Annotated in this window: 16 protein-coding genes; 5 read left to right on the top strand and 11 right to left on the bottom strand. The window is 62.5% G+C overall.

Annotated elements, in window-relative coordinates; translation table 11 throughout:
* Positions 1–16 precede the first annotated feature (16 nt).
* The 4 genes from E0L37_RS00160 to E0L37_RS00145 form a co-directional block, all read right to left on the bottom strand.
* The gene (locus tag E0L37_RS00160; protein WP_133489812.1) at positions 17–3106 is read right to left on the bottom strand and encodes an efflux RND transporter permease subunit; all 3090 of its coding nucleotides are present in this window, start codon (positions 3104–3106) and stop codon (positions 17–19) included.
* Positions 3103–6183: a multidrug efflux RND transporter permease subunit gene (locus E0L37_RS00155; protein ID WP_133489811.1), complete on the bottom strand. Its 3081-nt coding sequence runs from the start codon at positions 6181–6183 to the stop codon at positions 3103–3105. The genes E0L37_RS00160 and E0L37_RS00155 overlap by 4 nt, the downstream gene beginning before the upstream one ends.
* On the bottom strand, positions 6180–7394 hold the full coding sequence (locus tag E0L37_RS00150; RefSeq protein ID WP_133489810.1) for an efflux RND transporter periplasmic adaptor subunit: 1215 nt from the start codon (positions 7392–7394) through the stop codon (positions 6180–6182). Before E0L37_RS00150 ends, E0L37_RS00155 begins: the two co-directional genes overlap by 4 nt.
* A 407-nt stretch (positions 7395–7801) precedes the next feature.
* Positions 7802–9244, bottom strand: coding sequence for a catalase (locus E0L37_RS00145; RefSeq protein ID WP_133489809.1), 1443 nt, complete (start codon positions 9242–9244; stop codon positions 7802–7804).
* 225 nt (positions 9245–9469) lie between these two features.
* On the opposite strand from E0L37_RS00145, the gene E0L37_RS00140 reads away from it, so the two are divergent.
* The gene (locus E0L37_RS00140; protein ID WP_133489808.1) at positions 9470–10126 is read left to right on the top strand and encodes a hemolysin III family protein; all 657 of its coding nucleotides are present in this window, start codon (positions 9470–9472) and stop codon (positions 10124–10126) included.
* 252 nt (positions 10127–10378) lie between these two features.
* Positions 10379–12409, top strand: coding sequence for a TonB-dependent receptor (locus tag E0L37_RS00135; RefSeq protein WP_133489807.1), 2031 nt, complete (start codon positions 10379–10381; stop codon positions 12407–12409).
* Between the two features lie 185 nt (positions 12410–12594).
* Here the strand turns inward: E0L37_RS00135 and E0L37_RS00130 are convergent, their stop codons facing one another.
* Positions 12595–13086: a glutathione peroxidase gene (locus E0L37_RS00130; protein WP_133489806.1), complete on the bottom strand. Its 492-nt coding sequence runs from the start codon at positions 13084–13086 to the stop codon at positions 12595–12597.
* A gap of 54 nt (positions 13087–13140) precedes the next feature.
* Positions 13141–13815 carry a type 1 glutamine amidotransferase domain-containing protein gene (locus E0L37_RS00125; protein WP_133489805.1) on the bottom strand — a complete coding sequence of 225 codons (675 nt, stop codon included), beginning with the start codon at positions 13813–13815 and terminating at the stop codon, positions 13141–13143.
* A gap of 178 nt (positions 13816–13993) precedes the next feature.
* Between E0L37_RS00125 and E0L37_RS00120 the strand changes: the two genes are divergently transcribed.
* The 3 genes from E0L37_RS00120 (at position 13994) to E0L37_RS00110 (ending at position 17220) form a co-directional block, all read left to right on the top strand.
* On the top strand, positions 13994–15346 hold the full coding sequence (locus E0L37_RS00120; RefSeq protein WP_133489804.1) for a deoxyguanosinetriphosphate triphosphohydrolase: 1353 nt from the start codon (positions 13994–13996) through the stop codon (positions 15344–15346).
* 267 nt (positions 15347–15613) lie between these two features.
* The gene (locus E0L37_RS00115) at positions 15614–16729 is read left to right on the top strand and encodes a helix-turn-helix transcriptional regulator (RefSeq protein ID WP_133489803.1); all 1116 of its coding nucleotides are present in this window, start codon (positions 15614–15616) and stop codon (positions 16727–16729) included.
* A 173-nt stretch (positions 16730–16902) separates the two neighbouring features.
* The gene (locus tag E0L37_RS00110) at positions 16903–17220 is read left to right on the top strand and encodes a c-type cytochrome (RefSeq protein ID WP_133489802.1); all 318 of its coding nucleotides are present in this window, start codon (positions 16903–16905) and stop codon (positions 17218–17220) included.
* A gap of 198 nt (positions 17221–17418) precedes the next feature.
* Here the strand turns inward: E0L37_RS00110 and E0L37_RS00105 are convergent, their stop codons facing one another.
* From E0L37_RS00105 to nosZ, 5 genes are read right to left on the bottom strand one after another with little or no spacing between them, the layout of a single operon-like run.
* Complete coding sequence (locus E0L37_RS00105; protein ID WP_133489801.1) at positions 17419–17922, bottom strand: nitrous oxide reductase accessory protein NosL; 504 nt, start codon at positions 17920–17922, stop codon at positions 17419–17421.
* Between the two features lie 8 nt (positions 17923–17930).
* A complete protein-coding gene (locus E0L37_RS00100; protein WP_133489800.1) occupies positions 17931–18758 on the bottom strand; it encodes an ABC transporter permease in 828 nt (275 codons plus the stop codon).
* Entirely contained in the window at positions 18755–19627 is an 873-nt protein-coding gene (locus E0L37_RS00095; RefSeq protein ID WP_133489799.1) for an ABC transporter ATP-binding protein, read from the bottom strand. Before E0L37_RS00095 ends, E0L37_RS00100 begins: the two co-directional genes overlap by 4 nt.
* A complete protein-coding gene (locus E0L37_RS00090; RefSeq protein ID WP_133489798.1) occupies positions 19614–20915 on the bottom strand; it encodes a nitrous oxide reductase family maturation protein NosD in 1302 nt (433 codons plus the stop codon). The genes E0L37_RS00095 and E0L37_RS00090 overlap by 14 nt, the downstream gene beginning before the upstream one ends.
* Before the next feature lie 38 nt (positions 20916–20953).
* Positions 20954–22861, bottom strand: coding sequence for a TAT-dependent nitrous-oxide reductase (gene nosZ / locus E0L37_RS00085; RefSeq protein ID WP_133489797.1), 1908 nt, complete (start codon positions 22859–22861; stop codon positions 20954–20956).
* Positions 22862–22887 lie beyond the last annotated feature (26 nt).

Here is a 22887-nt window from a genome sequence, read left to right as displayed (position 1 = left end):
ATCGCGGTACGGACCTTCATACCGACGCCATGGGATCGCCGCCTGCCCGGCGGCGCAGCGTGCGCTGACGCCATGTTTCCAGGTACAGGTAAATCACCGGCGTGGTGTACAGCGTCAACAACTGGCTGACCGCCAAACCGCCGATGATGGTGATGCCAAGCGGCTGACGCAGCTCGGAACCTTCGCCGAGCCCCAACACCAGCGGCACCGCGCCCAGCAGACCGGCCAGATTGGTCATCAAAATCGGACGCAACCGCAGCAGCGCCGCCCGGCGGATCGCCGCCAGCGGGCTCAGTCCGTCATGGCGCTGCGCGTCCAAGGCGAAGTCGATCATCAGGATCGCATTCTTCATCACGATGCCGATCAGCAGGAACAATCCCAACAGCGCGATCAAGCTGAATGGCGTGTCACTGATACGCAAGGCCAGCAATGCGCCGATGCCGGCGGAGGGCAACGTGGAAAGAATGGTGAGCGGATGCAGGGTGCTCTCATAGAGCATGCCCAACACCATGTACACCGCCAGCAACACGGCAAGAATCAGCAACGGCTGACTGAGATTACCTTCGAAATTGACCCGATCGGAACCGGGCCCCGCATATACACTCGGCGGCAACATAATGTCGTTGAGCGCCGCCTGAATCGCCGCTTCCGCTTCCAGTGGCGTCACCCCCGGCGCCAGCGCATAGCCCACCCCCACCGAAGCGAACTGGGCATCGTGACGGATACGGTCATTGGTCAGGCCATAGGTCCAGGTAGCAAACGTGGACAAAGGCACCCGGGCACCCTCATCAGTCAGCACTTCCAATTGCTGTAGTACCGAGGGCTGTTCGGTATAGCGGGGCAACAGTTCCATCACCACCCGGTATTGGTTCAGTTCATCATAGAGCGTCGCCACCTGCCGCTGAGAGAATGAGTTGTTCAACACCGAAGCGACGGTGGCCATATCGACACCGTGCAGCCGCGCCGCTTCGCGATCGATATCCAGCACCACCTGCTGCGCTTCTTCATCGCCGGCGGAATCCACATCCACCAGTTCCGGCAGTCTCTGCATTGCCTCCGATACTTTACGGGACCAGATATCAAGTAACTCCAGGGAATCAGAGCGCAGCACCAGCTCGTAGTCACTGCGGCTGAACGGCGACGACAGGCGAATGTCCTGATCGACGATCAGAAACAACATACCACCAGGCACGTGCGGCGCCTTGGCACGCAGCCGGTCCACTACCTGTTGCGCGGAGACGCCGCGTTCCGCCAACGGTTTCAGATTAATGGTGAGCTGGGCATTGGTGATGCCACCGTCTCCGCCACTGGTTCCGGTGACGTCCCGAACCGCTGGATCATCCATAATCAACCGCCGGAACACTTCGATTTTCGGCTGCATCAACTGGAACGAAAAACCGTCGTCACCGCGCACGAAACCGCGAATCTGGCCGGTATCCTGGGGTGGCAAGGTGGTTTTCGGAATCGCCACGTACAGCCAGACGTTCACCGCCACCACCGCCAACAAGGTCAGCAGCGTGAACAACCGGTGCCGCAGCGCCCAGTCGAGGCTACCAGCGTAAGCGCTCCGCAACGACTCAAATACCGCCTCGCTGCGGCGGGCCAGTGCCGAGGGTGCCGCGGCGACTTTACGCCGTAACCACAACGCGCACAGGCTGGGGGTCAACGTCAGCGAGACCAGCAGGGAGATCAGCATCGCCGCCGCCAGCGTGATGGAGAACTCGCGGAACAGGCGCTCGATGACGCCCCCCATGAACAGAATCGACACGAACACCACCACCAGCGCCAGATTCATCGCCAGCAACGTGAAACCGACTTCACCGGCCCCCTTGAGCGCGGCCTGGAACGGCGGCAGGCCCTCCTCGATGTGCCTCTCGATGTTCTCCAGCACCACGATGGCGTCGTCCACCACCAGGCCGGCGGCGATGATTAACGCCATCAACGACAGGTTGTTCACCGAGAAACCATAGAAGTACATGACGATGAAACTGCCGATTAGCGATACCGGGATCGCCACCGTCGGGATCAACGCGGTGCGGGCACTGCCGAGAAAGACCCAGACCACCAGCACCACCAGTGCCACCGCGATCAGCAAGGTGGTCTGCGCTTCGCGCAGCGTGGCGCGAATCCCCGGCGAGCGGTCCATGATCACCGCCAGATCGGCGTCGGCGGGCATCAGCGCGCGCAGGCCCGGCAGTTGTTCGCGAATCGCATCGATGGTTTCGACGATATTGGCGCCGGGCTGACGGCTGATCTCCACGATCACCGCCGGATGGTCATTGTGAAAACCGCTGCTGTAGCGGTTTTCCACCGAGTCGGAAACTTCCGCCACGTCACCGAGGCGCACCACCGCGCCCTCCTCATGGCGAATCACCAGATCACGGTATTGACGCGCCTTGCGCAGCGGATCGCTGGTGCGTACCTCCCAGCGGTGTTGCTGGTTTTCCACCAGCCCCAGCGGTTGCAGCGCATTGGCTTCACTGATCGCGTTGCGCACATCATCCAGAGCGATGCCGTATTGCAACAAGGCGCCGGGGTCCAGCTGCACCCGCACCGCCGGCAGCGACGCGCCACTGACGCTGACCTCGCCGACACCACTGATCTGCGACAGTTTCTGCGCCAGAATCGAGGCGGCGGCATCGTACAGTTCGCTGGGTGCCAACGTGGGCGACGACAGCGCCAGCCCCATGACTGGCGCCTGGGACGGATTCACTTTGCGGTATTCCGGATTGCCGGGCATGCCAGAAGGCAATTGACTGCGCGCCGCGTTGATCGCCGCCTGCACGTCCCGGGCCGCCTCATTGAGGTCACGGCCAAGCTCGAATTGCAGCACGATCTGCGTGGCGCCCTGATTGCTCGACGAAGTGATCGAGGTAACCCCGGCAATGCTGCCGAGCGCCCGCTCAAGCGGTGTCGCCACCGTCGCCGCCATACTCTCGGGGCTAGCACCGGGCAGGCTCGCCGACACCGTGATGATCGGAAAATCCACCTGCGGCAACGGTGCCACCGGCAGCAGGCGCCAGGCCAGCAAACCGGACAGCACCACCGCCACCGCCATCAGCATGGCGGCGATTGGCCGCTGGATAAAGGCCCGGGACGGGTTCACGGGCGCGCTCCGCCATCATCGGCCAGCGGCGCCGGGCGCCGGGTCAGGCGATCGAAGAACAAATACACCACCGGCGTGGTGAACAGCGTCAGTACCTGGCTGACCAGCAAGCCGCCCACCATCACCAGGCCCAGCGGCTGGCGCAACTCCGCGCCGGAACCGCTGGCCAGCATCAACGGCACGGCACCGAACAGCGCCGCCAGCGTGGTCATCAGAATCGGCCGGAACCTCAGCATGGCGGCACGATGGATGGCCTGACGCGGCGGCATGCCCTGGTTGCGCTGCGCGTCCAGCGCGAAATCCACCATCATGATGCCGTTCTTCTTCACCAGCCCGATCAGCAGCACCACCCCGATCACCGCGATCAGATCCAGCGCCCGGCCGGTCAGCAGCAGTGCCAGCAACGCCCCCACCGTGGCGGACGGCAGCGTGGACAGAATGGTGATCGGATGAATGGTGCTCTCGTAAAGAATGCCGAGCACGATGTACATGGTCAGGATGGCGGCAAGAATCAGCCACAACGTGTTCGACAACGAGGCGCGGAACGCTTCCGCCGCACCCTGGAAACGGCTCTCGATTTCCGCCGGCAGGCCGGCTTCCCGCTGCACCCGTTCGATCACTTTTACCGCATCCCCCAGGGAGGCATCCGGCCCCAGGTTGAAGGAGATGGTGGCCGCCGGGAACTGCCCCTGGTGGTTGATCAGCAGCGCCGCCGGCCGCTGGGTGACGCGCGCCACGCTGGACAGCGGCACCGGCGTGCCATCGGCGGTGGGCACATAGGTGGTCTGCAGCGCCGCCAGGCCGCGGGCATGCTCCGGATCCACCTCCAGGATCACCCGATACTGGTTGGCCTGGGTGAACAGCGTGGCAATCTGACGCTGGGCAAACGCGTTCTGCAGCGCGGTGGCAATGTCGGACACGTTCAGACCGAGCCGGGAGGCGGCGTCCCGATCGATGTCCACATAGGCCTGCCGGCCATCGTACTGCAGATCCGAGGCCACATCGGCCAGTTCCGGTTGCCGCTGCAAGGCGTCCACCAGTATCGGCACCCATTCATTGAGCGTGGCGCTTTCCGGTGTGGTCAGCGTGAACTGATACTGGGTGCGGCTGACCCGGTCCTCGATACTCAACTCCTGCACCGGTTGGAACCAGGCCGTAATACCGTCCACTCCGGCCGCCCGTTCCCGCAGCCTGTCCATCACTTCGAAGGCGGAGCCGTGCCGCTCGCCGTGGGGCGGCAAATTGATCAACATACGGCCGCTGTTGATGGTGGTGTTGGTGCCATCGACGCCAATGAACGACGACAGGCTGGCGACCCCCGGGTCTTCCAATAGTGCCGCCGCCAGCGCCTGCTGACGCTGCGCCATATGCTCGAAAGAGCTGGTCTGCGGGCTCTCCGTCACCACCTGGATGACACCGCTGTCCTGCACCGGGAAGAAATCCTTTTTCACCATCAGGTACAACACCGCGGTGAGAGCAATGGTCGCCAGCATCACCAGCATCGCCAGGGCCTGCCGCTCCAACACCCAGTCCAGCGCCTCGCCATAACGGCGAATCACCCGGTTCATCAGGCCCGGCGCGCTGTCATCATGGCCCGGCGGCCGCTCCAGCATGCGCGCGCTCATCATCGGTGTCAGCGTCAGCGACACCACCAGCGAAATGATGATGGCCACCGCCAGGGTCACCGCGAATTCATGAAACAGGCGTCCGACCACGTCCCCCATGAACAGCAACGGGATCAATACCGCCACCAGCGAGAGCGTCAACGACACCAGGGTAAAACCGATTTCACCGGCACCCTTGAGCGCCGCGTCCAGCTTCGAGGCGCCTTGCTCACGATGGCGGGCGATGTTCTCCAGCATCACGATGGCGTCATCGACGACGAAACCGGTGGCGATGGTCAACGCCATCAGCGACAGGTTATTGATCGAGAAACCGGCCAGGTACATGAATGAGAACGTGCCGACCAGTGACAACGGCACCGCCACACTGGGAATGATGGTGGCGGGAATATTGCGCAGAAACACGAAGGTCACCAGCACCACCAGGGTAATGGCGAACACCAGTTCCTTCTGCACATCGCGCACCGAGGCGCGAATACTCTGGGTCCGGTCGGTCAGCACCGCCACATCCACCGTCGCCGGCAGAGTATTGACCAGTTGCGGCAACAGCTCACGCACGCTGTCCGCGACGTCGATAACATTGGCGCCGGGTTGCCGCTGAATGTTCAGCAACACCGCCGGCTGGGTATCGGCCCAGGCGGCGAGGAAGCGGTCCTCGGCGCCATCGACGATGGTGGCCACGTCACCGAGCCGCAGCGGCGCGCCACCGATCCAGGTGAGAATCAGTTGGCGATAATCCTCCACCGAGCGGATCTGATCGTTGGCGTCAAGCATGGTGGAGCGCTGCGGGCCGTCGAAGCTGCCTTTCGGCTGATTGGTGTTGGTGGCGGCGATGGCGCTGCGCACGTCTTCCAGGTCGAGGCCGTAGGCGGCCAACGCCATCGGGTTGACCTGTACCCGCAACGCCGGCCGTTGCCCGCCGGCCAGGCTGACCATGCCGACCCCGCCCAGTTGCGCCAGCTTCTGCGCCATGCGCGTATCCACCAGATCGTACACATCCGGCAACGGCAGGGTGTCCGAGGTGATCGCCAGGGTCAGAATCGGCGCGTCGGCGGGGTTTACCTTGCGATATATCGGTGGCGTCGGCAGATCATTGGGCAACAGATTGTCGGCGGTGTTCAGGGCCGCTTGCACTTCCTGTTCGGCCACCCCCAGATCCACTTCGAGGGAAAATTGCAGCGTGATCACCGACGCCCCACCGGAGCTGGTGGAGGACATCTGCTTAAGTCCCGGGATCTGCCCGAGACTGCGCTCCAGCGGCGCGGTGATAGTGCGCGCGGTCACATCCGGCCCGGCCCCCGGCTGGAAGGTAAACACCTGGATGATCGGGTAATCCACCTGCGGCAGCGCCGCCACTGGCAACAGCCGCCAGGCCAGCAACCCGGCGGCCAGCAGCGCCAGCATCAGCAGCGAGGTCGCCACCGGACGCAGGATGAATGGCCGGGACAAACTCATCGGCGGCCGCCCCGGGCACGGTCGGGACCACCACCGTTCTGTTCCCGCACCGGCAGGCTGTCGCCTTCCACCAGGATCACCTCACGGCCGTCGCGCAACCGTTCCATGCCTTCCAGAACCACCAGTTCGCCATCGGCCAGCCCCTCGCTGACGGCTATGCGATCACCGTCCACCGGCCCCAGGGTGATCGGCCGCAGCTGGGCTTTGTCATCCTCCAGCACGAACACATAGGTCCCCTGGGAGCCATACTGCACCGCGTCGGTGGGGATGGTCACCGCCTCCGGCAGCGTTCGCAGTTGCAACCGCACATTGACGAATTGATTGGGAAACAGCTCGTTGTGCTCGTTGGTGAATTCCGCTCGCAGCCGCAGGGTGCCGGTGGCGGTATCGATACGGTTGTCCAGGGTGGTCAGGGTGCCAACAGCGATTTGAGTGGCGCCGTTGCGATCCAGCGCCTGTACCGGCATCGCGTTACCAGTGGCGAAGGCGCTGCGCACCGCGTCCAGTTGCGTTTCCGGTACCGTGAAGACCACCGAGATGGGGCGCATCTGGGTGATGGTCACCAAACCATCGGTATCGCCGCTGCTGACCAGGTTCCCGGCATCCACGTTGCGCAGGCCGAGCCGGCCATCGATGGGTGCCTCGATGCGGGTCCAGGACAACCGCAGGCGGGCATCGTCGATCTGTGCCTGCAACGCCTGCCTTGAACCACGCAGCTGATTGACCAGCGCTTCCTGCTGGGTCAGCTGCTGCCGGGCAATGGAGTCCTGTTGATAAAGCGTGCGGTACAGCGCCAGATCCTGTTCCGCGCCGGCCAGCTCCGCCTCGTTCTGACGGTACTGGCCCTGAGCCTGGGCCAGTTGCACGCGGTACGGGTCCGGATCGATCTCCGCCAGCAGAGTCCCCTTGGTCACCTCGGCGCCTTCCTCGAACAGCACCCGTGACAGTTCGCCGTCCACCCGGCTGCGCACCGTCACCGTGTTCAGGGGGGTGACCGTGCCGATCGCTTTGATCCGCACGCTCAGATCGCCGGCCTCGGCGTCCACCGCCCGCACCGCCACCGGCCCTTCCCAGGCGTTACGTGGCATCGGGCCGGTGGGCGCCGACGTGGAATGGGACAGGAAATACCAGAGACCGCCGAGAACGGCAGCGATCAGCACCACCCAGATCAGGCGGGAACGGGTCAATAAAGAGGAACGCGTTTCGGACATGGAGTCGGCACCGGCACAAGGTCAACCCGCCAGCGACGCCGGCGGCCACGCTCGGGCGAACGCAAACACCAACAACCTTGCCGGGCAGGGCGATCAAATGATAACGACTCGCATTTTAGAGAGCGCCTTCCCTCGGGTGCAACCGCGCCCGAGGGAATCCACATTTAATCCACAGTTTGGTAAGGAGTGTAAGGCAGCCTCACGGCCCAGGAGGCATTGGCGTCTCATGATGCGCTGGCACGCCCGCACGCAACACGCTGACACGCTAAACCCCGGCGTGCCAGCGTACATGCGGGCCTCCCTGCAACGGCAAGACAGCAGAGCCCATTCACCAGCAAGCCGGTACCCGCAGCGCGTTCATAACCCAATCGCGGTCCGAGGACCGCGATTGGTGAACACCGGGCGAATCAGCGACTCAGGCCCAGCGCCTTGGCCACTCCGGCGGCATAGGCCGGGTCGGCTTTCTCGAAGTGATCAAGCTGCCGGCGCACGATCTCTTCCGGTACACCGTCCATGGCACGAGCGACGTTACCGAACAGACGTTCCTGTTGCTCCGCCGTCATCAGCCGGAACAGATCACCGGCCTGGCTGTAATCGTCATTGCCTTCCCGGTGATCATAGCGGTCCGCATCACCACTGATGCTCAGCGGCGGTTCCCGGAACGCCGGATCCTCCACCGGACCACCAAAGCTGTTCGGCTCGTAGTTGACACTGCCGCCACCGTTGCCGTCGAAACGCATCCGCCCATCACGGTGGTAACCGTGCACCGGACAGCGCGGCAGGTTCACCGGCAGGCTCTCGTAGTTGACACCAAGCCGGTAACGGTGGGCGTCGGCGTAGCTGAAGATGCGGAACTGCAGCATCTTGTCGGGGCTGTGACTGATCCCCGGCACCACATTGGCGGGGCTGAAGCTGGCCTGCTCCACCTCGGCGAAGTAGTTTTCCGGATTGCGGTTCAGGGTCAGTTCACCGATTTCGATCAGCGGATAATCACCGTGCGGCCAGACCTTGGTCAGATCAAACGGGTTGTAGGGCGTGGTCTCCGCCTCCGCTTCCGGCATGATCTGCACGCACACACGCCAGGTCGGGAAGTCCTTGTTTTCGATGGCGTTGTACAGATCACGCTGATGGGATTCGCGGTCACCGCCGACGACCTCTCCGGCCTCGGCATCGGTGAGACACTCAATGCCCTGCCTGGTCTTGAAGTGGAACTTCACCCAGAACCGTTCGTTGTTGTCGTTGATGAAACTGTAGGTATGGGAACCATACCCGTTCATGTGCCGGTAGCTTTTCGGCAGGCCTCGGTCGGACATCAGGATGGTGACCTGATGCAGGGATTCCGGGCTCAGCGACCAGAAGTCCCACATGTGCGTCGCCGAGCGCAGGTTACTGCGCGGGTCACGTTTCTGGGTGCGAATAAAGTCGGGAAATTTATAGGGGTCGCGCACGAAGAACACCGGCGTGTTGTTACCGACCAGGTCCCAGTTACCCTGTTCGGTATAGAACTTGAGAGCGAAACCGCGCACATCGCGCTCGGCGTCAGCCGCCCCCCGTTCACCGGCCACGGTGGAAAAGCGCAACAGCACGTCGGTTTCGGTACCAGGCTGAAACACCTTTGCCTTGCTGTACCGGGTAATGTCACCGGTCACCTTGAAAGTGCCGAAGGCCGCCGACCCCTTGGCGTGCACCACCCGTTCGGGAATCCGCTCGCGATTGAAGTGGGCATGCTTTTCGAACAACTGCCAGTCCTGCACCAGCAGCGGCCCGCGGGGGCCCGCCGTCAGGCTGTTCTGGTTGTCCGCCACCGGAATCCCGGCGCTGGTGGTCAGGGTCTGTTTCTTCTTGCTCATGATGCCTCTCCTTGGGTTTAACCTGGGGTGGGAGCCTGTTTAGGATGACCCTTCGAGGTTACGACGAACGGAGTGACAAAACGAACAGCAAGACGGCATGAGACCAATAGCCCGCTTCGATCATTGACCTTTAAGCCATAGCGCTTAAGCATGGACTGCCTTTACAGCCCGCCGGCAATCATCGCATGATGCGTTTTTTCATCCGCTCATGAGATTCCAATCCACATGACCTCGACAACCGTGGCCACGGCCTCCTATTCCCGACTGGAAGAGTCGCTCAACAGTCTTACCCACGGAATCGGGGCCGTTCTCAGTATTGTCGGCACGGTGGTCCTGGTGGTGGCCGCCAGTCTGCTCGGCGACCCCTGGAAGATCGTCGGCTTCAGCATCTTCGGCGCCAGCCTGATTCTGCTCTATACCGCCAGCACCCTTTATCACGGTGCCCGCCGCCCGGCCCTCAAGGCGTTCTACAAAATGCTGGATCACTGCGCCATCTTCGCGCTGATCGCCGGCACCTATACACCGTTTCTGCTGGTCAACATGCGTGGCACCGTGGGTTGGGTGCTGTTCGCGGTGATTTGGTCGCTGGCGCTGGCCGGTATCGCTCTGAAACTGGTGTTCGGCAACCGTTACAAACTGGCCCGCGTGGCGATCTACCTGATCATGGGCTGGCTGGTGCTGTTCGCCTCCGGCGAACTGGTGGGCCGGCTCAACGAGGTTGGCTTCTGGCTGGTACTGGCCGGCGGCCTCACCTATACCGGTGGCGTGGTGTTCTATCTGGCCGACCGGCTGCCCTACAACCACGCCATCTGGCATCTGTTCGTGGTCGGTGGCAGCGTTTGTCATTTCCTCGCGGTGTACCACGGCGTGCTGCCCGTCTGATTCCAAGAGCCTGTTCATGATCCTTACGCCGGCATGGTGGCGTAAGGATCATGAACAGGCTCTAACCCCGGCTGTCTCGAAACAAGTCACAGTGAACACCGGGCCGTTTCATTCCGCGTCACTCTTCTCTCTTTCCCCTCGCGCTTTCCCCTCTCCCCCCCCCGCCCATGGGTACCGGGGAATCAGCACGGAAGTTGCATTGACCCGGGGCGCCGAAACCGGCTAATTCCATAATTCCAATAAGAGGTGCTCATGCGATATCCGGTTCTGCTGTCCCCCATGCTGCTTTTGCCCTGCCTTGCCCAAGGCGCCCACCCCATTCCCCTGGAGACGGTGACCGTGACCGCGCCCCGTCAGAGCCAGGCGTTGCTGGAAACGCCGGCGGCGGTCACGGTGGTGGACAGTCAGGCTCACGGCGAGGGCCGTCCGAACCTGCAACTGGACGAGACTCTCAACCGGGTCCCCGGCCTGTTCTTCCAAAACCGCTACAATTTCGCCCAGAACCTGCGCATCTCCAGCCGCGGCTTCGGCGCCCGCGCGCCTTTCGGGGTGCGCGGTCTGCACCTGCGCGTGGACGGTCTGCCGTACACCCTGCCGGACGGCCAATCCCAGGTGGACGCCATCGATCTGGACCGGCTGCGGCAGGTGGAGGTGCTGCGCGGCCCGGCCTCTTCCCTGTACGGCAACGCCGCCGGCGGCGTGCTGTTGCTGAACAGCGACGACGGCGGCAGCCAGCCTCCCGGGGCGCACTTGCGTGTGGCCGGCGGTAGTGACGACTACCACAAGCTCGGCGCGGCCCTGTATCAGCGCGACGAAAATAACGATTACGCGCTTGGTGTTTCCGCCCTGTCCTTCGATGGCCAGCGGCAACAAAGCCGGGTGGAGAAATATCAGCTCAATGGCAAATGGCGGCACGCCCTCACCAATGGCGGGCGCGTCACGACCGTGCTGGAAGTGCTGGACATTCCCACCGCCGAGGATCCTGGCGGCCTGACCCGGGCCCAGGCGCATCAGGATCGTGACCAGGCCTCCCGCTTCGCCAACCTGCTCGACGCCGGCCAGGTGGTGCGCCAGCAACGGCTGGGCTGGGTCTGGGATCAGCCCACGGAGCAAGGCGCCTGGCAGGGTTATCTGCACTACACCCACCGCGATTTCGAACAGCAGTTACCCTTCCCGGGCAGCAGCGAACTGGGCTATGAGCGGCATTTCTACGGCACCGGCCTGCGCTACGCCGGCCAGGCGGGCCAACTCAACTACGTGATCGGCGCCGAGGTGAACCGGCAGGAAGACGATCGAGACCGTTATCAGGTCGGCGCCAGCGGCGAGCGCCAGGGCCGCACCGCCGATGAACAGCAGAACGCCACCGCCGCCGGATTGTTCGCCCAGGCCACCCTGCCACTGAATGAGCACTGGTCCTGGACCTTCGGCGGACGTCTGGACCGGCTGCAGCTGTCCATCGACGACCGTTTGCTGACGGACGGCAACGACGACGGTCATCGGCGTTTCACCGAACGCAGTTACAGCACCGGGTTGAACTGGCGTCTCCATCCCCGCCATCAATTGTTCGCCAACATTGGCTCGGCGTTCGAGAGCCCCACCTTCACGGAATTCGCCAATCCATCCGGCGGCGGCTTCAACCCGGACCTGGAACCGCAGAAAGCGGTGAATGGCGAAATCGGCGCCCGCGGCGACCTGTCCGGCACCGTGCAATATGAACTGACTCTGTTCACCGTGCGCACCCGCGACGAGATCGTGCCCTTCGAGCAGGACGGCCGCACCTTCTATGAAAACGCCGGCCGTACCCGGCGGGACGGCGTGGAACTGGGACTGAGCTGGTTCCCGGACGACTGGAACCGGATCAGCGCCGCCTGGACCTATGGCAATTACCGGTTCCGCCGCTTTCAGGAAGGCGGGGAATCCCTGCGGGACCATCGCCTGCCGGGACTGCCGGAACATCAACTCTACCTGGAATGGCAGCGGGACTATCGCGGCGGTACCTTCACCAGCCTGGAAACTCTGATGAGCAGCTCGGTCTACGCGGAGAACGGCAACCATACCCGTGTCGGCGGCTACGCTCTGGTCAACGGCCGGGTCGGCCACCGCTGGCGGCTCGCCGGCGGCAATCAACTGACCACCTACCTGGCCGCCCATAACCTGCTGGACCGGGACTACTACGCCAACATCCGCATCAACGCCAACAGCGACCGACCGCTGGCCAGCCGCGGCTACTTCGAACCCGGCCCGGGCCGCACCTGGGTGGCGGGAATAGAAGTAAAGCTTTGAAGATAGTTGACAGTTGATAGTGGACAGTTGACAGCGAAAAGAAAAAGATCGCGAAATGGTCTGACCTTTAGCCGCTGTGGGAAGCTTGCTTGCAAGCGAATGGTGTCGCTCAGGCGCTTAATAATATTCGCTTGCAAGCAAGCTTCCCACAGTGATTCAAGATCACCTGTTTTGTTTTTCCGCTGTCAACTGTCCACTCCTTTTAAGGCCTTCTCAACGTCCGCCGCCAGCGCCTCCGGTTTATCCTTGGGGGCGTAGCGACGTACCACACGGCCGCTTTGGTCGACCAGGAACTTGGTGAAGTTCCATTTGATGCCTTCGCTGCCGAGCAGGCCGGGGGCTTCCGATTTGAGGTGGCGATAAAGGGGATGGGTGTCGCTGCCGTTAACGTCGATCTTGGCGAACATGGGGAAGTCGACGCCGTAGTTCTTTTCGCAGAAAGCGCCGATCTCCACCTCATCGCCGGGCTCCTGACGACCGAACTGGTTACACGGGAAACCCAACACCACCAGGCCGCGATTCTTGTAGCGCTCATACAGTGCCTGCAGCCCTTTGTACTGGGGCGTGAAACCACATTTGCTGGCGGTGTTAACGATCAAAAGCACCTTGCCTTTGAAATCGGCCAGGGAACGCTCCTCGCCGTCCAGAGTGACGGCGCTGTAGTCGTAGATATCCACTTGTCTTACTCCTTGGTTCCCCGGCCGATGCGGCGGGCGCACCCGCCGCCCGGCTTATCGGGACAGTAATCGTTTCAGGACGGCCTCGGCCACCACCGTGCTGGATTGCGGGTTCTGACCGGTGATCAGATTCCCGTCCTCCACCACCCGCGGCTGGAACATCTCACCGTTGCGGATTTCCGCGCCCAGTTCACGCAGCCGGTTCTCCAGCAGGAAGGGCATGACGTCGTCGAGCCCCACTTCGTGTTCTTCCTCGTTACTGAAGCAACTTACCACGCGGCCTTCCACCAGCGGCTTGCCCGCGCCGTCGCGGGCGCCCACCAGGGCCGCCGGACCGTGGCACACGGCACTGACCAGCCCGCCCTGTTCCCAGGTACGGTTAAGCACCCGTGCCACCATGGGATGATCCGGCATATCGAACATGGCGCCATGGCCGCCGGGCACGAAGACGCCGGCGAAACCGTCTTCCCAGATGTCTTCCAACGCCCGGGTTTCCTGCAACGCGGCGATCGCCTCCCGCCAGGCGTCCTTCTCGGCATCATCCGGTACCGAGCGCGGATCCACCGGCACCTTGCCACCGAGCGGGCTGGCCACTCGCAGCGGGATACCGGCCTCACGGAACAGGCCATAAGGCACCGCGAATTCCTCAAGCCACAGGCCGGTTTGTTGCCCTTGTCCCATTTGACCGGCGCTGGTCACCAACATCAGTAGGGGTTTGTCCAGATTCATTACTGCTCCTTACTCTGACGACCCAAAGGATTTATGACTTCGACCCGCCGCCGGGGCGAAAAGAGGCTTGACCCCGGCACCGGGTCCACCAAGATGACATCAACGGTATCGGTGGCCCGCCTCACCGATGTAAACGCAGTTGGGGAGCCCCGCTCCTCTCTTCAATGGCATCCAGACCATGCATTGGGAACACCTGCTCAACAAGGAGCGCCTGGGACACCGTGGCGCCAAGGATGAAACCGGGCGTACCGCTTTCCTGCGCGACCACGACAAAATCATCTTCTCCGGCGCCTTCCGGCGCCTGGCCCGCAAGACCCAGGTGCACCCGCTGGCCACCAACGACCACGTGCACAACCGCCTCACCCATTCCCTGGAAGTGTCGTGCGTGGGCCGGACTCTGGGCATCCAGGTGGGTGAACGCTTGGAACGTCTGAAGCTGTTACCGGCAAGCACCAACGCCACCGATCTCGGTGACATCGTGCAATCCGCGTGCCTGGCCCATGACATCGGCAACCCACCGTTCGGTCATACCGGCGAGCGCGCCATCCGCGCCTGGTTCCAGGAGCGGGGCCAGCGTTATCTGGAACTACTCAGTCCCGCCCAACAATCCGATCTGATCTACTTCGAGGGCAATGCCCAGGGGTTCCGCATCCTCACCAAAAGCGAGTACCACCAATACCAGGATGGCATGCGTCTAACCTACGCCACTCTGGCCACCTTTCTCAAATATCCCTGGCTCTCCGCCCAGGCTGGCGAAAGCGGCATCAAGCCGGGCAAGTACAGCGCCTTCGTCTCCGAAGCCGGGGCATTCCGGGAAGTTTGCCAGGCCACCGGTCTGCGCCCGCTGGACGCGGACCGCTATTGCCGCCACCCCCTGGCCTATCTGATGGAGGCGGCGGACGATTTCTGCTACGCCATCATCGACCTCGAAGACGGCCTGGAGATGGATCTGCTGCACTGGGACGAGGTCTACGCTTTGTTGCAACCGGCACTGCCGGACAGCGCCGAAGTCCGTAACCTGGTGCACTCAGGGCTGCGCGACGGCCGCAAAGCGGCGCTGCTGCGCGGCAAGATCATTGAACGCTTCATCGAGGCCGGCGTCGAGGCCTTCATTGCCAATCATCAGCGCTTGCTGGAAGGACGCATGGACGGGGATCTGCTGCACCATTGTGAGCCGGTGGTGCACGATGTGGTGGAGAACGCCAAGCAGCTGGCTCGCGGCAAGGTGTTCGAGCACCCGCGCAAAATCGAACTGGAAATCGGTGCCTTCGAGGTAATGGGCGCTCTGCTCGACGGCCTGATCGACGCGGCCTTGTCCCACGCCCGTGGCACCGCGCGCAATTATCGCCACGAGCGCATCATCGACCTGATCGGCCGCCACAGTTTCCCTGATGACCTGCCAACCCTGCCGGAACAGGAGCGTATTTATCAGTGCATCATGCGGGCGCTGGATTTCCTCTCCGGGATGACCGACAACTACGCCACCTATCTGGCCAAGCAGTTCTCCGGGATGGCGGAAACCCGCTACTGAACCCGATCCCCCCCAAATCGGGAGGTCTCGGAACGGAGCAGCGGCGGCAAGGCTATGAAAGGCTTTTCAATCGGTGAGTGGAACCGCCTCGAAGCCCCCGCCACCGGAGAAACCAACAGTGCGGTAATGTCCCACGGCCATTTTTGGCTTACTCGTTGCATCTTTTATTTTGTGACATAGTTCACAAACAAGAAGGCATTGAGAGTCGAAATGGAAAGCTCAAGTCGACTTCCCTTTTCGGGACGGCAGTACGATGAACTCCTGGATGTGTTGTACGCAACCCCCATGGACCAGAACTACTGGTCCATGTTTCTGGACAAACTGGTACGCGTGAGCCGCTCTCGTTCGGCCCGTCTACTGGTATTGGACCGAGTCGCGGAACAAGTGCAATCCAGTATGAAGATCAATATCGACGACAGCGCTCACCAGCAGTACGTCGATCACTTCGTCAACGCCTGCCCCTGGCGTCCGGAGCTCAAACAGAAACCACCGGGACAGCTCTATTCCACCTATCTGGACTTCTCCTGCCGGCAAAACCGGTTCTACCAGACCGAGTTTTACAACGACTGGGCCCGGGGGCTGGATATCCACCACGGGGTTTGCGGCACCGTTTATCAGAACCGGGACCATACCGTTCAGTTGTTGGTGCAGCGCACCCGTGATCACGGTCCATACCATCACGTCGATACCACCTGGTTCAACGGGCTGGTGCCGCATATACGCCGCGCCATTCAACTGAATCTTGAAGCCGCCGGGCTTCGCCGCCGCGCCCTTGCCGGCGAGCTGGCGGCGCATCGCCCTTTCATCCTGTTGGGCCCCGCCGGCCGTGTCGACTACCTCTGCCAACGGGCGGAGGCCCTATTGGCCAATGAAAATGCCCTGCTCTACCGGAACGGGCGTTTGATGTTCAGGCACCGCCCACTACAGCAACGCTTCCTGCATTCGGTCAACGGCATTCTGACCAGCGCTGGCCGTGATTGGCGGCATGCCGGGGATCTGCTACTGGCGCCTCGTCTCGGCGATCAGCCACTGGCGTGCCTGCTCAGTCCACTGGCACCGGAAGTCGGCCGGATTCTGTTCCCCGTGGAAGGACGGGCGCTGCTGCATTTCCATCTGCCCGAGGAGACTGTTCATGTGGATGAGGAGCACGTCGCCACTCTGTTTGGGCTCACACCCGCGGAGGCCAAGGTGGCCCGCGCCATAGCCGAAGGCGGAACACTGGCCGATCTCGCCGACCGCCAGGGCATTTCGGTGCAAACGGCACGCAGCCAACTGAAATCCGTGTTCCGCAAAACCGGTACGACCCGGCAAAACGAACTGGCCGCCCGCGTCCTCAAGTCTCCCGCCTTGAGCCCCGCCCCTCCGCCCATCACCCTGCCTTGATCAGCCCATGCCCGGGAAGGCAAGGCGGGCGGGCCAGAAGCACGGAACGCCTCGGTTAGTTGATGCCGATGCCAACCCGAGAGGATCAAGCATGATGCAGATCAAGGCCGCTTCCGCGACCAACCCTACAATCGACTCCGATCCCTATTGGCAGTCCCGTGACGGAGTCTCCGATGAAAGTAACCGCCTTTTCCCTGGCCGCCCTGGCGGCCGCTTCCCTGAGTCCTGGTCTGGCCCTGGCGGCGGACGCCGAGACCCTCTATCAAGCCAAGGCCTGCGTGGCCTGCCACAAGATCGACGGCCCCATGGTCGGCCCGTCCTATCAGGATGTGGCGAAGAAATACGCTGGTCAGGACGGCGCCGCCACCACCTTGGCAAAACACATCAAGGAAGGCAGCCAGGGCATCTGGGGCGCCATTCCAATGCCACCGAACGCGGTGACCGATGAAGAAGCCAAAACCCTGGCCGAGTGGATCCTGCAGCAGAAATAGGACCACCGAAGACGCCGTCCCTCGGTTTGGGGAAGCTCTGGCGCCTGACCACTGAATCCATGGGCATATCCGGTCCATCGATCTTGGAGGCATGAACTTGCCCCGTATTCGCGAGCAAGCTCGCTTCCCACGAAGGGAACTACCGAGCCGCTGTGGGAAGCTGGCTTGCCAGCGAATCAGCCTATAGGCGTGCCCTGATCAATGATGCCCGGCCATGGGCGCCGAGGGGCGCCATAACGCGGGCTCCAGTTCCTTGAATTGATACACCCGGCCGCCGTGTCGTCCGGCCCAGTCCTCGGCCGCCGCTTTCTCGGCGAAGGACGCCACGGTCACCCCCATCGCTCCCGGCAAATCACCGCCAATCACGAACCAGGCTTGGCGCGCGTCGATCAAATGAGCGTCATCAGGCCGGTTCCAGTCTCCACGCGCCATGTCGTGGACATAAAGGTGGGATTCCCCCACCTGATTCTCCGGTTGATGCCACCAGCCGAGCATTTCCGCCACCGAACAGAAACGGCGCACCTGATGCGCCGACACCGCCTCCCCCTTGGGGCCCGGAAAATCCGCTATGATCATGCCACAAACATGGCACTCATCATCGGCATGAAAGGGCACCGGGCCCAGCACCGCCGACGAGGGTTCCTCACAGCCCGCCAACACCAACAACATCAGCAGACCGAACCCGATTCCCGATTTTCCCATGGTGTACCTCATACCCGACGACGAAAAAGAACCCCTGCCAACCCCAACGGCAGCAGCACCCACAACCCCAGAACGCCCCAAAGCCCCCAGACCGGCATGGGCAATTCCCGGCCCAGGGCCAGCACGCCGGTAATCTCCGCGCCGGCGTCGAAGCCGCTCAGGTTGATCAGCCGGTACAGATCGGTGGGGCTGCACAGCAGCACCCAGGGCAAAGACTGCGGACTGAAACGCCCCTCGCTGAGCACCAGCAGCGCCAGCAGCAGCCAGTCGAACACCAGCACAAAGAAGAACCATACGGCCAGGGCCAGTCCGGCGGCGGTGGATTTTTCCCGCACCCGGCAACTGAGCACATAGGCCATGGCCAGGAACACCCAGCCCAGCATCATCGACGACACCGCGAAACGTGCGAAGGCGCCCACCAGCACCGTCGTTGGCACGCCGTCCACCCCGACCAGAATAGCCACCAGGGCGGCACCGAAGCCGGCCACCGTGGCCAGGGCCAGAATCAAGCCATGCCCGACGAACTTGCCGAGCAGCAATTGCTCCCGCCCCAGCGGATAGGACAGCAACAGCAGCAGAGTGCCGGCTTCGTCCTCACCGACGATGGCGTCGTAGGCCAGCATCAGAGCGATCAGGGGGATCAACAGAGTGGCCAGGGTAGAGAGACTGGCCATGGTGGCGGGCACGTTGGTGAATCCCACCGTGCCCGAGGCGGCGGCGCCAAACCAGGCGATCCCCACGGCGAGAACGGCGAAGAGAACGCTGATGGCCAGCAGCCAGCGGTTGCGCAGTGCGTCCCGCAATTCCTTCATGGCAATGGACCACAATACGGTCACACTGTCTCCCTCCGTTGCTCATCAACTCCAGCCTGGAAATGACGATAGAGGTCTTCCAGGGACGGCGCCCGCACTTCCACGTCCACGGTTTCCGGCTGGCTGGCCAGAGCGCGCAACCAGGCCATCTTGTCTTTCGCCGCCACGGTTCGCTCGTATCGGAGCGTGCGCCCCTGAGGGTCCACCCGCAGACTGGTCAAATGCCAACGCAGTCCGGCCTCTCGCTGTAGTTCCGGTAGACTGCCCAGCGCCCGAAGCCGGCCCTGGCACAAGATGGCGGCGCGATCGATATAGCCCTCCACCCCGGCCAACACGTGGGAGCACAACACCACCGCCGTGCCCCGGCGGCGCAGATCATCGATCAGAGCGTACAGTTCCGCGGTGGCGATGGGATCCAGGCCCACCGTGGGCTCATCCAGTAGCAACAGCCGAGGCTCGCCGAGCAACGCCTGGGCCAGGCCCAGACGCTGACGCATGCCCTTGGAGTAGGTACGGACCCGACGATCCGCGGCGTTCGTCAGGCCCACCTGATCAAGCAGCCCCGCGATACCGGACACCGGTGTGCCTTTCAATCGGGCAAAGTAAGCCAGAGTCTCCCGCCCACTGAGTTGCGGATAGAAGCTGACGCTTTCGGGCAGATAGCCAAGCTCGCGGCGGGCCCGCGCTTCGCCCGCCGGCACGCCCAGCACCCGCACCTCACCGGCATCCGGCCGCAATACACCGAGAATCAGTTTCATGGTGGTGGTCTTGCCAGCGCCGTTATGACCGAACAGACCGAGCACTTCCCCTTCCCCCACCGTCAGGCTCAGGTCGTGCAATACCGTGGTCCGACCATAGCCGTGCCGCACCGAGCACATCTCAATGGCTGTCATGACAGAGCTCCGCGGCGGTCTCATCCGCCGTCATCAAGGGGTGGCTGTCGCGCACGCCCGGTGAGCGTGTTACCGGGAACGCACTCTGCGCCCAGCGCAGCAGGCTCACGGATGGGCTGCTCATCAACAAGCGAGCCTGGGGGTATAACCACAGCAGCCGGTCCAGATCATCGTTGGGCTGATACGGCACGTCGCCGATACCGTCACCGTCACGGTCCCAGCCCAGGTAGTCGCTCCAGTAATTGCCCCTGCCGTGTCGCGACCACTCCTGGGTACGGGTAGCCACGTACTTCACCTGTTGTTGATTGACGATGAACCGGTTGCCACTGAGCTGGTTGTCCTCGGAGCCGGCGGTCAGATGGATCCCCAGGGTGCTCTGTTCAAAGCGGTTATCGGTGATGTCGTTGTACAGTGAGTTGTAAACGAACAACGCCTTGCCCTCGGCGCCGCGGATCATGGCGTCGCCGGTGGCTCCCCGGCGCACGCCGCGGATGTGGTTGCCGCGCAATGTGGAATAAGTGATGTAGTTCATCAAAATGCCGTAGTTCTGGTCATTCTCGGAGCAGTTGCCTTCCACCCACAGCGCACGGCTTTGCATCAGGGCATACCCTGTTCGGGTGCGCCGGGTGACGTTCCCAACCACCTTGTTGTCATGGGAAAACATGTAGTGAACGCCATAGCGCAGGTCCTCCAGCACATTGCCTTCCAACCGGTTGCCGTTGGAGGTGTCGATGTAGATGCCATCGCGGGTTTCACGCACGTAATTGCGGGACACCACAGCACCGCGTACGGCGTACAAATGAATGCCATTGCCACGATCCTGGGAGCGTAACGCGGGCTCCCCTTGAATATGGTTGCCGGTCACGGTCACATCGGCGGTGCCGTCCACCCAGATGCCGAAGCCCGGACCGGTGAGCCGGTTGTTACGCAGAGTGGCTCCGGAGGCCTGCTTCTCGATAAACACCCCGGCGTCCATGGCGGTGAGATCCTTCCCCCAGTTACGCAATGCGCAGCCGCTGACCGCCACATTGGCGGCGGCGATGGTCAGGCCATTACCCTGGCCTTCGGCGTCCAGCACCGCGCCGGGATCGCAAACCACCTCGGTGCCTTCCTCATCGATGCGAAAACGCCCCCGGTGAATCCCCGCCGGCACACGCCAGCGGTTCTCCTCCGGGGCCGCCGTCGCCGCGGCGATAAGGTCGCGGGATGACATCCCGGCCTGGGCCGCCATGCCGGACACGCCCCACAGTGCCAGGCAACACAACCCGATTCGGCTCAGTTCCCCCATCACCACACCCGCACCGCCGCGCTCCCTTCCCCTTGCAATCAGGCTTTCTCCACCAGCATCCGCCCGACCATCTCCATATGCAGGGCATGACAGAACCAACTGCAGTAGTACCAATGCACGCCGGGTTTATCGGCGACAAAGGTTATGGAGGACGTTTGTTGCGGACTGATTTCCATGCTGACACCATGGTTGGTCATCACGAAGCCGTGGGAAACGTCCTCGATGCGATCGAGGTTGGTGATGGTCACCGTGACCTCATCCCCCTGTTTCACCTTGAATTCGGTCAACCCGTAGGCCGGCGCTATGGAGGTCATATAGACCCGCACCTTGTTGCCCTCACGAATCACCTTGTTGTCCTGTTCCAGGGTGATGCCGTCTTTCTTCGCCCGGGCCACGGTGGTGGCGAAAAACGGATCGTTCCGTTCCCAGATTTTTTTCGTCTTGATCTGGTCACGGCGCACCAGAATGCAGTCGTGGGGCTCGGCGAAGGTGGGGCCATCGTGCACCAGTTTCATTTCCTCGCCGGAGATGTCGATCAATTGATCGTTTTCCGGGTGCAACGGACCGGTGGGCAGGAAACGGTCCTTGGAGAACTTGCTCAACACCACCAGCCACTTGCCGTCCGCGTCCCGGCTTTCGGTCAGCGAGGCGTGGTTATGGCCCGGCTGATAGTGCACATCCAGTTTTTGCTTGATGTAGTTGGTCTTTTCCCCTTTATAGGCACGGATCGCCTCTTCGATATTCCACTTCGCCACCTGGCTGTCGATGAACAAGGTGGTATAGGCGTTACCGCGACCATCGAAGGTGGTATGCAGCGGCCCCAAACCCAGCTCCGGCTCGCCCACGACCACCTCCCTGGGCTCCTTGAGCTTGCCGCCAAACAGCTGATCCAGCCGGGCGATCTCAATGATGGTGCAGGTGGGCGAGAGCTTGCCGTTGGCGATGAAGTACCTGCCATCCGGAGACGTATTCAAACCGTGCGGATTTTTCGGTACCGGGATGTAGCGGGTCAGATCCGATCCGTGCCGGCCATCCACCACCGGCACTTTGCTGTCCCCCAGAGTGGTGAACTTGCCGGCCTTGATGGCGGCCTCGATGCGCGGAATATTGAACACCACCACCCAATCGCGCTCATTGCGCATCATGCCGCCCAGGTCCGTGGCCTTCTCCGAGTTGTAACAGGTGGACGCGGCGTACTTGCCGGTATAGTCGGCATCGGTGTTATCCAGGTTACCGTCGACGATAACCTGGAACGCCATTTCCATCCGCTCCGCGTCGATGGCGTTGAACATGGTGTAACTGCCATCGTCCTGGATATCGAAGGACGAACCGTCATTGGGATGCGGGATGATGAATTCCGCGTTGGCGAACACGTATTTGGTGTGCGGCACTTTCTGCAGGCGTAGACCGTGGATCGCCTGCACGTTGGGCACCGTCAGTATGCGGTCGCACTTCATGATATCCAGACGGACGCGCGCCACCCGACTGTTGGCCTTGTCATTGATGAACAGGTATTTGCCGTCATAACGGCCATCCGTCATGGAGATATGCGGGTGGTGACTGTCGCCGTTGAGGTAACGGGCACTGTCGCCGAGCACCTGTTTGCTTTCATTGGTCAGTCCCCAACCAGTGGCGGAATCCACGTTGAACACCGGAATCCGCAGCAGCTCACGCATGGAGGGTACCCCCAGTACCCGCACCTCGCCGGAGTGGCCACCACTCCAAAAGCCGTAATACTCATCCAGTTCACCCGGCCCCACATGGGTCCTGGCCATGGCCTCCTTTACCGAGGCGGCCCAGGTTTCCCGTGTCATCACCACGCCACCCAGCGTCGCGGCACCGGCCAGGGCGGCGCCACCGAGGGTTCCGGCACCGAGGAATCCGCGCCGGGTCAGCCCTCCGCCCGGGGCGCTCCCGTTGTCGTCATTGAACTGATCGTGTGTCATTGTCGTTTCTCCGTTGTGTGCGGCCG

The sequence above is a fragment of the Alcanivorax sp. 24 genome (assembly GCF_004360225.1).
Classification (GTDB): domain Bacteria; phylum Pseudomonadota; class Gammaproteobacteria; order Pseudomonadales; family Alcanivoracaceae; genus Alloalcanivorax; species Alloalcanivorax xiamenensis.
This window is presented reverse-complemented; position numbering and strand designations above follow the sequence as displayed.